The sequence below is a fragment of the Curtobacterium sp. AG1037 genome, from assembly GCF_003349855.1.
Taxonomy (GTDB): Bacteria; Actinomycetota; Actinomycetes; order Actinomycetales; family Microbacteriaceae; genus Curtobacterium; species Curtobacterium citreum.
This window is the reverse complement of record NZ_QQAO01000005.1, coordinates 198,948-211,605: the sequence shown is the minus strand read 5'-3', so window position 1 is coordinate 211,605 and position 12,658 is coordinate 198,948. Positions and strand designations below refer to the sequence as shown.

Sequence of the window (12,658 nt, the reverse complement as noted above, 5' to 3'; positions counted from 1 at the left end):
TGAAAGGACCCATCATCACCACGCTGCAGTTCCCCGACGGCTTCCTCTGGGGTGCCGCCACCGCCGCCCACCAGATCGAGGGCAACAACGTGAACTCGAACTGGTGGGTGCACGAGCACGAACCGGACACCACCATCGTCGAGCCCTCCGGCGACGCCGCGGACAGCTACCACCGCTACCGCGAGGACATCCGCATCGCCGCCGACCTCGGCCTGAACTCCTACCGGTTCAGCATCGAGTGGGCGCGCATCGAGCCCGAGCGCGGGTTCGTCTCCCGCGCCGAGGTCGACCACTACCGCCGGATGGTCGAGGCCTGCCACGACGCCGGCATCGAACCGATCGTCACCCTCATGCACTTCACCGTGCCGCGCTGGTTCGAGCGCGACGGCTTCTGGCGCGCCGACGACGCCGCGGACCTGTTCGCCCGCTACACCGAGGCCGCGCTGCCCGTCGTGCAGGACGGGGTCCGCTTCGTCTGCACGATCAACGAGCCGAACATCGCCGCGATGCTCGCCGGCGGCGAGGACGCCGCGAACCTCGTCGCGTACGGGCTGCCGAACCCCGACCTGCACGTGGCGGACCAGCTGCTCGCGTCGCACCGGCGCTCCCGCGAGGTCCTGTCGCAGGTCCCCGGCATCCAGTCCGGCTGGACCATCGCCACGCAGGCGTTCCGCGCGAACGGCGAGCCCGGGTCCGAGGAGATGCTCCGCGAGTACGGGTACCCGCGCGACGACTGGTACCTCGAGCAGGCCGCCGGCGACGACTTCCTCGGTGTGCAGGCCTACACCCGCACCTTCATCGGTGCCTCGGGCCCGGTGCCGGTCGCGGACGACGTCGAGACGACCCTGACCGGGTGGGAGTTCTACCCCGAGGCCTCGGCCGACGGACTCCGCAGCGCGTGGGAGCTCTCCGGTCACGTCCCGCTGATGATCACCGAGAACGGGATCGCCACGGCCGACGACTCCCGCCGGGTCGCCTACACGCAGGGCGCCCTCGAGGGCATCCACCGCTGCATCGAGGACGGCATCCAGGTGCTCGGCTACCAGCACTGGTCCCTGCTCGACAACTACGAGTGGGCCTCCGGCTACCGGCCGACCTTCGGGCTCGTGGCGTGGGACCGGGAGACGTTCGCGCGGACGCCGAAGGACTCGGCGCGCTGGTACGGCCGGGTCGCGCAGGCGAACGCGCTCGAGACGCGTCGCTGACGCGGCCCCACGACGGACTGGAGGCGCGGTGCCAGCTGGCACCGCGCCTCCAGCTCATCAGGTGGTCGCGTCCGGAGCGGGCCGGTCGAACCAGGCGAGCAGCGCCTCCTCGGCCTTGCGCGAGCCGCGCTCGCGCGCGATGTCCAGGGCGGTCCGGCCCGCTGCATCCGGCAGCGTGACGTCCGCACCGCGCTCGAGGAGCGCCTCCGTCGTGCCGCGACGGTCGAACCAGGCCGCGGCGTGCAGCGGGGCGAAGCCCCATCGGGTGTCGACCTCGTCGATGTCGGCCGGGTCCGCCCCGAAGCCGTCGAGTTCGAGTGACAGCCCGCCGACGTCTCCGTGGCCCGCAGCCCGCACCGCGGGGGCGGCCCACTCGAGCCAGCCGTCCGGCACCGGGCCGTGCCAGCCGTGGACCGGACGCTCCTCGAGGGCGGCCCACTCGAACTCCGCGACCGGCCGGACCTCGATCACCACGTCGCGGAAGTGCACCGCGAGCTCGCCGGTGGGGGAGAGCAACAGCCGGAGCTCCCACACGTCGGCGTCCACGTGCGCGATCTCGCCTCGGGACACCTGCACGTCCCCCGCGAGGACCGCCAGCGCTGTCGTGTCCGCCGGCTCGAGGACCGCACGGTGGAACTCGAGCGTCACGTGGGCGTGGTTCCACCGGCGCCACAGGCCGTCCGGGGTGTCGAGGACCTCGTCGGTCCGGACCACGACGGCCGCGCGCACGGAGCTCGTGGGGGCCTCGTCGATGCCCGCGGTGTCGCCGCCCGGTGTCTCGGTCACCTGCCATTCGGCGATCCTGGACTCGTTCCAGGAGACCGAGGCGAGTGCGGCGACGGACGGCGGGGCATCGGTGACCAGGCGCGCGAGGTGTTCGGCGTAGCCCTCGACGTCTTCGAGGGACACGTACCCTACCCCGGGCCAGCCCACTCGACTCCATCGCACGGTCTCGACGTTACCGGTCTTCCTGCGGCACCGGGCGTGCGTACTCGCGGACCGGCCGGCCCGACCACGCTGCCACGACCCCGATCCCGCGGAGCAGGGTGCGCAGCGCCGCGGCACCGCGCTGCTGGCGGTTGACCAGCGGCGCAGTGACCAGCCGGCCGGAGCCGACGACGATGCGCGCGAGACCGCCGAGCAGGACCGCGAAGCGCGCCGGGGCGCTGGTCGCGAGCGCGAGTGCCACGAGGGCTTCGGTGTTGCCGCTGCGGACGGCCCGCCGGAGGATCCACCTCGGGCGACAGCGCGCCGCCGGGACGGTCTCGTGGACGACGGCACCCTCGCACCAGACGATCCGTCCGCCCCTGCTGGTGAGCTGCCGGGTCAGCATGATGTCCGACCCGCCGGTCGTCCCCAGGCGGAGGTCGAACCGGAGGTCGCGAGCACGCAACGCGTCGACGGACAGCAGCAGGTTGTTCGTCGCCGCAGTCGGGCACGGAGCGCCGTCGGCGAAGTCCGGACGGATGAAGAAGTTGCCGAGGAGCGCCCACCGTGGCGGGTCCACCGCGAACGAGAACTCGACGGGTCCGGTCACACCGTCGGCGTCGGAGCGCCGCCGCACGTCCGTCAACCGCAGCAACCAGCCCGGATCGACTTCCTCGTCGTCGTCGACGAAGCAGACCCAGCGGTACGTGTCGGCAGCGCGGAGCGCAGCGTTGCGCGCGGCGGCGATGCCCGGCGCGGGTTCCGCGACGAGCCGCACCGGGAAGCCCAGCTCGCCGCGGACACCGTCGACCGCAGGTGTGGCACTGTGCCGCGGGTCGTTGTCCACGACGAGCACGTCGAACGGCGGAGCGTCCACCATCCGCTCGAGCGACCGGAGGAGTGCGACGAGACCGTCCGGCCGCCGGAAGGTCGCGACGGTGACCAGGATCCCGGCGCGCTGCACGGCGGTCACCGGGCGCCCCACTTGGCCGGTGCTGCGACGGCGGCGAACAGCCTCCGGTAGGTCAACGCTCGCGACACGTCGAGTGGGGCGATCGCCCGCAGCCGATGCAGGTCCGCGATGCGACGACCAGCGTTCCCCGGCGCGCGGAGCCAGGCTGCGAGCCGTCGAGCCGCAGCGCCCCGCCCCGCCCCGGTGGCGCCGACGGCCTGGTCGACGTGCAGCCGGTACTCGATCACGGGGCCGTCGTCGAGCACCAGCGCACCCGCCGCCGCGGCACACAGCGAGTACCAGCGGTCGTGCAACCACCCGGTCGGGACGGACGGTGCCGTCCGGACCAGCGCTCCGCTGACCGCCATCGCCGCGCCGGTCGCGACCGGTGTCCGGATCACGGCGTGCAGCTGCGCGTCACGGGTGCGGTCCGCGAAGCGGTCCGGCCGCGGGTAGAGGTCGCTGAGCAATCCGGGCAGCGGGTCGCCGGAACCATCGATGAGTCGCGCGTCCGAGGCCACTGCCAGGGCATCGTTGCGGACGACCTGCGCAACCTGTCGCTCGATGCGGTCAGGGAGCCACACGTCGTCCTGGTCCGCGAAGAGCACGACGTCGGACGCGCCGATCCGTGCGTGCCGAAGGGCTGCGGCGAAGTTCTGTCCGATCCGGGCGAGCAGGGCGTCTCCCGGGACGCCGGGGGTGCTCGCGGCGACGACCCGGACGGGGAGACGGTCCGCGGCGGCCGCGATGACCTGCCGCGTGGCGGCCGAGGAACCGTCGTCGAGGACGACCAGCTCGTCCAGCGACACGGTCTGTTCCGCCATCGACTCGAGCTGACGGCGCAGGAGATCACCACCGTCGCGGGTCGCGAGGACGCACACCACGCGGCGGGTGTCGTGGGAGAGGTCAGCGTGCACGGACGGTCCTCCTGGATCGGTGGCGGACGGGGCGGTCGTCGGCGAGGGCGGCCGGCGCGGTGGCGTCCGGCGCGGTGGGAGCCGTGGTCGTCGGTGCCCCGGGGGTCAGCAGGGAGAGCATCAGGACGAGCGGCACCGTGGCGCGGAACGCGTCGAACGAGCAGAAGACGACGACGACGATGACGCTCAGCGCGCGGACGGTCCGGTCGCCGTTCCGGAACCAGGTCGCCAGGAGTGCGACGAGGGCGACGAGCCCGAGCACACCCTGTGTGGCGAGCGTCGTCACGTACTGGTTGTCGACGGTCTCGAAGCCGTTCTGGTTGAGGTGGCCCAGCTCACGGAGTGCGAGCTCGGAGCCGTACCCCGAACCGAACAGTGACTGGACGACCGGGCGGCCGAGGAGTGCCGGCGCGGAGTCGATCGACTCCGCGCGGTTCGTGTAGGAACCCGAGTCCAGCAGGACGGCGACGGCCTGGGCGATGTCATCGCTGCCGACCGCGGCCACCACCGCGGCGACCACGGCGAGCAGGAGCACCCGTTCGGTGCGGCTGCGCTGGGCCGTCATCGTGAGCCACACCACCGCGGCGCTGAGCGCGAGGACCACGCTCCGCGAACCGGTGACGACCAGGGTGAGGAGCAGGAGCGCCAGGACGAGGGCCTTCGTCCAACCCGAGAGCCGCTCGTCCATCAGCACGAGGACGGCGCCGAACGCGATGAGGAGTCCGAGCAGGAGCGGGTGCACCACCGAGCCGGCGGCGCGCAGGAACTCGCCCCCGAGCAGGAAGTTCGGGGACGGCGTCTCGGCGCCGTACTCCCAGACGCCAGGTCTTCCGAGCACGAACACGAAGAAGAGCGCGAGGACCGACTCGATCACCGCGAACCACACCACTGCACGCCGGACGAACCGGACGTCGCGTGGCGTGCAGCGAGCGGCCGCGAGCACGGTGCTCAGGGCGACGCCGGCGAACTGCGGGATCTCGGCAGCGGCGCTCGGGCGGAGTCCGCCCAGGAAGACGAGCGCCAGGGTGATCGTCACGTGGGCGACCCACAGACCGATCGTCAAGCTCGTCGGGACAGAGGGTCGGAACGACCCGGGGACGAGTGCGGCCGCCGTCGAGAGGACGACCGCAGCTGCGATCACCGGACCGGTGATCTCGACCGGGATGCCGAACCCGCCGGCGGCGAGGACGAGCCCGATCGCAACACTGATCAGGAACCCGCGCACGACCTGCGGCGGGCACAACTGCCGGATGAACACGGCGGCGACCGCTGCGGCGAAGGCTGCGAGGGCGATGGTCATCGGGTTCCTCCACGCGGCCAGCGGCGTGCGCAGCGGGCGAACTGCACGCCGCCCGCCGCCGCTTCGGCCACCACCAGGGCCGCCATGGTGCCGACGGCCCCGGAGGACGGTGTCAGGAACGCGATGCTCGGTAGGGCGACCGCGGCCGCGACCACGGCGGCGATCGCGATCCAGCTGGCCTCTCCCAGTGCGACGAGCGTCAGCCCCCCGCCCCGGTTGCAGCAGACGAGCAGCGCCAGCGCTGCCGCCCACCCGACGACCGCGCTGTCGGCGATGACTTCCCCGCTGAAGAGCACCGGCACCGCCACCGGCATGGCGACGAGCACGGCGGCGGCACTGGCCACCCCGAGCGTGACGTTGACCAGGAGCGCGGAACGGAGACGAGCAGACCGCTGCGACTCCAGCGCAGCACCCACCCAACTCTGCAGCCGCGTCGGCACCGCGGTCGCGACCCCCAGCCCCATGCGCAGGGGGCGGTCGACCGCGGCGTAGACCGGGACCGCGCCCGGGGCGACCAGGCCGAGCAGGATCGTCGGAACGGTCGTGGTGCACACGGTGACGGCGCGACCGGCCACCAGGACGCGCTGGTCGAGGACGACTCGCAGGGATGCGCGGAAGTCGGCACCGCTCGGCCAGTGGGGGAGCCCCGGAACGGTGCCGGCGAGGACGACCGTGGTCACCGCCGCGATGAACAGGCCACAGCCGTAGGCCTCGAGCGGTCCACCACCGGCGACGAGCAGTGCGCCGCCGAGCACGCAGACGGCGCGGGGGAGGCTGTCGACCAACAGGATCAGCTCCGGTCGGTTCACGCCGACGAGGTACCAGCTCGGCGTGAGGGTCGCGAGCACGAGTGCCACCGCGCACAGTGACGCCGCGACGGGCGCAGTCTGCGCGAGCACCGCGGCCGCGAGGGCCGCGAGCGGGGCGATCACGGCCACGGCCACCAGGCGAGACGCCAGCGACCGGCTGTACAGCGTGCGACGACCAGCGGGATCGCCCGCGACGCGTTGCGGACCGATGACGCCCCAGCCGAGCTCTGCGAAGACGGCACCGGTCCCGCCGGCTGCCAGGCCGATCGCGACGTCACTCCACCCCGCGGCACCGTACTGGTCCGCGATCGCGGGGAGCGCCACGAGCGGGGAGACCGCGGACACGACCGGCACGAGGACGAAGCTCGCAGAGCGCGAGATCTCACGGAGAGCAGCGTTCGAAGGCACGACCAAAACCTAGCATGTGAAATACTATTAGGTCAATCTGGCCCAGAACTCGTCGAAGCGCCGCTCGACGTACGCCTCGAGGCGGTCGTCCACGGGGACCTCGTCCGGCGTCGGGTGGACCGTTTCGATGGCCTCGGCCAGTCGTACCGGGTCGCCAGCGGGGACCTCGACGAGGCGGGCACCGACGATGTCGCGGATCTCCGCGAGTGCCGTCGATCGGCGGGTGATCACGACGCGACCGGATGCGAGACCCTGCCACACCTTGTTCGGGATCACGGAAGCGGCCTTCGACGACGTGCCGAAGACACCGAGGACGACGTCGTGCCGCGCGATCTCGGTCGCGAGGAGGTCGGTCGACACCGGGTCGACGAAGCGCACGCGGTCCTGCAGACCAGCGTCGACGACCGCCCGCTCCGTCGCCGGACGGGCGGCACCGGCGCCGACGAAGGTGGCGACGACGTCGCGCCGCGACACGGCCCGCCCCAGGGCGCGGACGATGACCGGGACTCCGTGCAACGGGATGTAGTTGCCGTAGTACAGGACCCGCAACGGCTCGGCGGCGGTCCGCGGTGGCGTGTGCGCAGCCCAGCGCGGTGCGCCGACCGGCAGGGTCGCGACGGTCGTCCGGGGTGCTGTGCGGCGGACCGCCGTGGCTCGGACGTCGGTGTCGACGAGGTAGACGTCGGCGACCCGACGGGCGAAGGCGTCCTGCAGTCGGTACCGCAGCGCGCGCGGCGACCCGGGGGCCGTGACCTGCCAGTCCTCGACGTGGGTCTCGTGCAGACCGATGAAGCCGTCCACCACGAGCCGGGCCCCGCGGATCCGAGCGACGGCTGCGGTCACCGGCGTGAACTTGAGCTGCATCTCGGCGAGCAGCAGGACGTCCCCACGACGCGTTGCCCGCACGAGGCGGACGGCGTCGACGAGCGCCTGTCGCAGGACGCCACCAGTCGTCGACGGCGGGACCACCTCGACGTCTGCTCCGCGCCGACGGAGGTCCGCGATGATCCGCTGCGAACGGGGGTACTGCGGGTCGACCGCTCGGTGCACGACGATGCGCGGCCGGATGCTCCTCGGGCCGTGGGCCGCGTCTCGGCGACGGGTCATGCGGGCGACGGTCCCGATGTCTCCGACCGCGACCGGCGAGCGGTCGGGCGGTTCGGGAGCGGCGCGGCGCTCGCGGTGGTCCCGTAGTACGCGGCGTAGGCGCCGTAGCTGCCGTAGCCCTGCACTTCTTGTGACGGCACGAGGGTCGCCACGAGCCCGAGGACACGGCTCCCGATCGTCTCGAGGAGCTCGATCGCCTCGGCGAACTGAGCGCGCGTGGCCCGCTTCGATCCACTGACGACGATGACGCCTCGGGTCGAGCGACTGATCACGGCGGCGTCGGTCACCGGGAGCAGCGGCGGTGCATCCACGAGGACGACGTCGAAGCGCCCGGTGAGCTCGGCGAGGAGCGCCTGCATGCCGACGGAGCCGAGGAGCTCGCTCGGGTTGGGCGGGATGGCGCCGGCGGGCAGTACCTGGAGTCCGTTGTTCCCCCACGGCTGGAGCAGGTCGTCGAGTTCTGCGGCACCGATGAGGACGTCGGTCAGCCCCGCTGCTCCCTCGATCCCCATGAGTTCCGCGACCCGCGGTCGCCGCAGATCGCCGTCCACGAGCACGACGGACGCGCCGGTCTCGGCGATCGCGACGGCGAGGTTGGCCGCCGTCGTGGACTTGCCCTCGCTGGGGACGGCGCTCGTGATGACGAAGCTCCGCTCGCTCGCGCCGATGTCGACGAACTGCAGGTTCGTGCGGAGCGTCCGGAAGGACTCGGCGATCGGGCCCTTCGGCTTGCTGTGCACGACGAGCGGGTGCCGGTCGATGTCCGGTGCGAGACCGATCGTGCCGATGACCGGCACGTCGGTGATCGCCTCGAGGTCGGCCTTCGAGTGGATCCGCGTGTCGAGCGCGCGTCGAGCGAGCAGCAGGCCGAGCCCCGCCGCGGAGCCGAGCACGACCGAGAGCCCGAGGGTGACCGCGAGCTTCGGGTCCGACGGGGCGGTGGGGACGGTGGCCGGCTCGAGGACGTCGATCGACACGGGGCTCGAGCCCCCCGTGGTCGGGGCCTCGATGCCGTTCGAGATCACCGAGGCGAAGTTCTTCGAGATGGAGTTCGCGATCTGCGCGGCACGGCTCGGATCGGTGTCGGCGACCACGAGGTCGATCAGGACGGTGTTCGTCGGTGTGGATGCCTTGACGTGACCTGCCAGGGCCGCGGGCGAGGTCTTCAGGTCGAGGTCGTCGATCACGGGCGTGAGGACACGCGAACTCGTGATGACCCCGACGTAGGACTTGACCTTGAGTTGCGCGGCGCTGCTGCCCTGCACGACCTCGACCGCGCTGCCCTCGTCGACGGACTTCACGGCGACGAACAACTGCGCCTTCGCCTCGTACACCGGGGTGGTGGTGAGGAAGGCGACTGCCCCGACCGCGACGCCGACGAGGGTCGTCGCGAGGAGCGTGACCCAACCCCGGCGAACGAGGCGGAGGAGTTCGGGGAACTGCATGGTGATCGGTCCTGTCGGTCGGTGGAGCGAGCGCGGTCGGGTCGCGGTGCGGGTCAGCGCGCGGTGTACGTGGTCGTGTCGGATCCGTTGACCTTCTCCGGCGCTGAGCCGCGGAACTCGACGGTGTTGCCGCTGTTGGTGGCGAGGCTCTTGCCGACGGTCTTCGCCCGGATGGTGTTGTCAGCGCCCTCGATGATCAGCATGTCGACGTCGAAGTCGATCGTGACCTGAGCGCCGTTGGTCAGCAGGGCGACGGTGTCGCACGGATCGTCGAGTGTCAGGGCGTTGTCCGTGAGGTCCTCGGCGATCACGGTCAGCTGCCCGTTGTCGCAGACGCCGGTCTTCGGGGGAGCCGATCCCTCGGAGAGCGCCGCGGGCGCTTCGGACTTCGTGGGCGTCGGGCTGGAGCCGTCGGTGTGATCGGCGCCGGAACACCCGGTGAGGGTACCGAGCAGGGCGATTGCAGCGATGGTGGTGATGATGGAACGAGTACGGATCATGGTTTCCTCCTGTACACAGGATATCAGTATTTCATCGCAGTTGCGAGTCGAAATGCCGGAGGGCCCTCGCTGGGAGCGAGGGCCCTCCGGGTGGGGTGGGACGAGCGTCAGGCGGGGTCGGTCGTGAAGTTGTAGTCGGTGACCTCTTCCTTGGTGGGGGTCGTCTGGTAGATCTTGGTCATGTAGGCGTTGCCGGGCGCGAGGTAGGTACCGTCGATCGCGACCTTGCCGAGGTCGTCAGCGGTGCCGGAGCCGATCTTGCGAGCCCAGGTGGCGGTCTTCGGGCCGGTCCAGATCTCGACGGTCGCGCCGGGGGTCGCACGGAGGGTCCAGTCCGTGACGGAGCCGTTCTGGTCGCGTTCGATCTGGTCGACGGCGTGGAAGCTCTCGGTCTGCAGGTCGCCGAGTTCGGTGACGGTGGTCTTGCCGTTCAGGGCGATCTGTTCGGCCTTGAGCTTGTAGGTCGTGTCGGCGGCGAGGGAGCCGGGCTTGGTCTTCCAGTTGCCGAAGCCGTCGGCCTTGGCCGTGGCGACCAGGCGACCTCGGGGGTTGATCCAGGTCCAGATCTCGACGGTCGCGCCGGGGGTGGCGGTCCCGGCGAAGACCACGCCGGGGTCCGTGCCGCCGAGGATCACGTCCTGGGCGGTGGGGCTGGTGATGACGGTGTCCTGGAACGCGACGGTCGAGAAGGCGAACATGCGGATGTCGTCGACGTAGCCGCCGATCGCGGTCTCCTTGCCGGCGAGTTCGTAGTAGCTCGAGGCGAGCTCGCCGGTGGCGGACCAGTTGCCGTTCTCGTCAGCGTAGGTGGTGAACAGGATGCGGCCGATCTCGGGCCAGGTGCGCAGCTGGACGGTGGAGAACGGCGTCGCGGTGCCGGTGAAGGTGACCTTTCCTGCGGTGATCCGGTCGGCCTTCGCGTCGTCCTGGGTGGGGCTGGTGATCACGAGGGGCCGGTTGCTGACATTGATGTCGAGCTCAGCTGCGACGGTGGTCTCCAGGGCACCCTTCGACTGCGCGGTGACCGTGACCCGGTTGGTGTCGGGGCGGAAGTTGCCCTGGATGCTCCAGTTGCCGTCTGCATCGGTGGTGGTCGTGTGGGTCGTGCCGGTGTCGTCCCGCAGGGTGATCGTCGCGCCGGGCTCGCCGCGGCCGGTGACCGTCGCGAGGGTGGAGTCGACGGTGGCGGTGGGGGCGTTGGCGGTGACGGCGGCACCGAAGTCGGCCGTCGCGCTCGTGGTCTGGGTGCCCTCGATGCCGGTCTGCTCGATCGTCAGCTCGTGGGAGCCAGGTCCGATCGGGTCGATCTGGGTGGACCAGGTGCCGTCATCGCCGACCGTCGCGCTGGCGATGGGGTCGGTGCCGTTCTTGATCGTGATCACGGCACCCTTCGCCCCGGTGCCCGAGACGGTGGCCTTCTTCGTCACGTCCTGGTCGAACGTCACGGTCGCCGTCGGAGTCGTGACGGCCGGCGCCTCGATCGTGGTCGCGGTGAACGAGTTCAGCGACACCGGCCCGAGGCTCGTGGAGCCGTTGATGGAGTAGTTCATGGAGCCGTTGCCTGCAGCCGCATCGCTGTCAGCGATCACCTTCGCGATCCAGCGGAGACCCATGCCGGCGTTCTGACCGAACCCGCTGGAGTTCGCGCTGTCGAAGGTTCCCGTCAGGCTCTTCCCATCCGATGACACGCTGACATCGGTCAGGTTCAGGCTCGACGCGCCCTGCCAGTCCTCATCGACGTAGTGGAACTGGCCGGCAACCGTCTGGTCCGCCGCGAAGGTGCTGTGGCTGGGAGCCGCCAGGGTCACCTCGAACTTGGCTGCGCTGTACTGGTTGGTGGACTTCACTGCGAACGGGACGTCGGTCGCAGTGCCTCGCTCGAGTCGGACGCCGCTGGACACATCGCTCACGACGCCGCCACCGGCGAGACCGGGAACGGTCGTCGGGCTCGTGCTGTCGACCGACACGGTGCCAGCAGCGGTGCTGCCGGTGATCTTGTACCCCATCGAGCCTTCGCCGGCGAGGGTGTCGTTCGATGCGATCACCTTCGGCAGCCATCGCATCCCGTAGCCGTCGAACTGCGCGAAGTCGGGCACGTTCTTGAACGTGCCCGTCAACGTCTTGCCATCGGTCGACACGGTCACGTCGGACAACGTCAAGCCGACTGAGTCCAGCCACGTGGTGCTGCCGCTGCGATGGTACTGACCGGGAACCGTCTGATTCGCGTCGAACCTCGTCCCTGCCGGGGCGGTCAGTCGGATGTTGAGGTTGGCTGTGTTGTACCAGGCAACGGACCGGACCGCGAACGGCACCGGTGTCGGCTGGTTGCGCACGAGCGACGTCGTGGGGGAGGAATCGGCTTGGATGCCGCCGTTCGCCGCAGGGGGAACCGGCGACGCCGGATCGATCGGCATGGTGTCGAAGCGGTAGGCGCTCGTGTCCCGGAGCCAGAACTGCGTGCGATGGCCCTGGTCCTCGCGGTCCCAGGACATGTACTTGTTGAACTTCGGGCTGTAGAAGTTGTTGTCCTTGAAGGTCCAGGCGAAGACGCCTGACGGGGAATCGAGGCAGCTGTCACCCTGGCTGCTGTAGAGCGACGGGGTCGGGGCGAGGTTGTTGGCCAGCAGGCAGGTGTTCCCGGCACCGCGAATGGCGAACGTCCCGCTGGCGTACTTGTACGCCGTCCACGTCCCTGCGCCGGACTTGGCGGCCGCTTCGGACGAGAACGACCCGTACTGCCCGTTCTGCTTGACGGCCACCCACTGGCTCGCGCTCATCTTGTGGATGAGCTGGAACGTGGCTCCCGTCTGGGGGGCCGTGGTGGCCGAAGCGGAAGCGGCCCCGAACGAGAGTCCGGAGGCGAGCGTCGCGATGGCGAGCGCCGAGGCGCTGACCGCCCGCCCGACCCGTGACTTCTTGCTGGTCATGCGTCATGCCCTTTCGGTAGTGGTCCCGTGCATGGCACCAGCACGGGACGGAGAGATATAAACATATCAAATGTACAGTGATGGTGGCGAAGTCGGCGGCGCTCGCGTGCCCCGTCGCCCTCGTCGAGCGTCCGGGGTTGCCCTGCTCGCGGTCCCGTCGC

10 protein-coding genes are annotated in these 12,658 nt (G+C 70.8%); 1 reads left to right on the top strand and 9 read right to left on the bottom strand.

The features are described 5' to 3' along the window. The first annotated feature begins 11 nt into the window (after positions 1 to 11). Positions 12 to 1,205 (top strand): family 1 glycosylhydrolase, encoded by a 1,194-nt coding sequence (locus DEU32_RS09585; protein WP_114850434.1) that lies wholly within the window; start codon positions 12 to 14, stop codon positions 1,203 to 1,205. Positions 1,206 to 1,262: 57 nt separating this feature from the next. Here the strand turns inward: DEU32_RS09585 and DEU32_RS09580 are convergent, their stop codons facing one another. The 9 genes from DEU32_RS09580 to DEU32_RS09540 form a co-directional block, all read right to left on the bottom strand. Continuing rightward, positions 1,263 to 2,114: an ankyrin repeat domain-containing protein gene (locus tag DEU32_RS09580; protein WP_114850312.1), complete on the bottom strand. Its 852-nt coding sequence runs from the start codon at positions 2,112 to 2,114 to the stop codon at positions 1,263 to 1,265. Positions 2,115 to 2,163: 49 nt separating this feature from the next. Further along, positions 2,164 to 3,105: a glycosyltransferase family 2 protein gene (locus tag DEU32_RS09575; RefSeq protein WP_181819253.1), complete on the bottom strand. Its 942-nt coding sequence runs from the start codon at positions 3,103 to 3,105 to the stop codon at positions 2,164 to 2,166. Next, complete coding sequence (locus DEU32_RS09570) at positions 3,102 to 4,001, bottom strand: glycosyltransferase (protein ID WP_114850310.1); 900 nt, start codon at positions 3,999 to 4,001, stop codon at positions 3,102 to 3,104. Before DEU32_RS09570 ends, DEU32_RS09575 begins: the two co-directional genes overlap by 4 nt. Beyond that, positions 3,991 to 5,301 carry an O-antigen ligase family protein gene (locus DEU32_RS09565; protein WP_114850309.1) on the bottom strand — a complete coding sequence of 437 codons (1,311 nt, stop codon included), beginning with the start codon at positions 5,299 to 5,301 and terminating at the stop codon, positions 3,991 to 3,993. The genes DEU32_RS09570 and DEU32_RS09565 overlap by 11 nt, the downstream gene beginning before the upstream one ends. Next, on the bottom strand, positions 5,298 to 6,518 hold the full coding sequence (locus DEU32_RS09560) for an oligosaccharide flippase family protein (protein WP_180225738.1): 1,221 nt from the start codon (positions 6,516 to 6,518) through the stop codon (positions 5,298 to 5,300). The genes DEU32_RS09565 and DEU32_RS09560 overlap by 4 nt, the downstream gene beginning before the upstream one ends. A 27-nt stretch (positions 6,519 to 6,545) precedes the next feature. Further along, on the bottom strand, positions 6,546 to 7,625 hold the full coding sequence (locus DEU32_RS09555; RefSeq protein ID WP_114850307.1) for a glycosyltransferase: 1,080 nt from the start codon (positions 7,623 to 7,625) through the stop codon (positions 6,546 to 6,548). Beyond that, positions 7,622 to 9,070 (bottom strand): polysaccharide biosynthesis tyrosine autokinase, encoded by a 1,449-nt coding sequence (locus tag DEU32_RS09550; protein ID WP_114850306.1) that lies wholly within the window; start codon positions 9,068 to 9,070, stop codon positions 7,622 to 7,624. Before DEU32_RS09550 ends, DEU32_RS09555 begins: the two co-directional genes overlap by 4 nt. Before the next feature lie 53 nt (positions 9,071 to 9,123). Beyond that, positions 9,124 to 9,570: a hypothetical protein gene (locus DEU32_RS09545; protein WP_114850305.1), complete on the bottom strand. Its 447-nt coding sequence runs from the start codon at positions 9,568 to 9,570 to the stop codon at positions 9,124 to 9,126. 107 nt (positions 9,571 to 9,677) lie between these two features. Further along, positions 9,678 to 12,497 (bottom strand): hypothetical protein, encoded by a 2,820-nt coding sequence (locus tag DEU32_RS09540; RefSeq protein ID WP_114850304.1) that lies wholly within the window; start codon positions 12,495 to 12,497, stop codon positions 9,678 to 9,680. Between the last annotated feature and the right edge of the window lie 161 nt (positions 12,498 to 12,658).

Excerpts from the sequence above, each read along its gene's own strand:
- DEU32_RS09545 (WP_114850305.1), bottom strand. The coding sequence starts at position 9,570 with ATGATCCGTACTCGTTCCATCATCACCACCATCGCTGCAATCGCCCTG.
- DEU32_RS09565 (WP_114850309.1), bottom strand. The coding sequence starts at position 5,301 with ATGACCATCGCCCTCGCAGCCTTCGCCGCAGCGGTCGCCGCCGTGTTC.
- DEU32_RS09550 (WP_114850306.1), bottom strand. The coding sequence starts at position 9,070 with ATGCAGTTCCCCGAACTCCTCCGCCTCGTTCGCCGGGGTTGGGTCACG.
- DEU32_RS09555 (WP_114850307.1), bottom strand. The coding sequence starts at position 7,625 with ATGACCCGTCGCCGAGACGCGGCCCACGGCCCGAGGAGCATCCGGCCG.
- DEU32_RS09540 (WP_114850304.1), bottom strand. The coding sequence starts at position 12,497 with ATGACCAGCAAGAAGTCACGGGTCGGGCGGGCGGTCAGCGCCTCGGCG.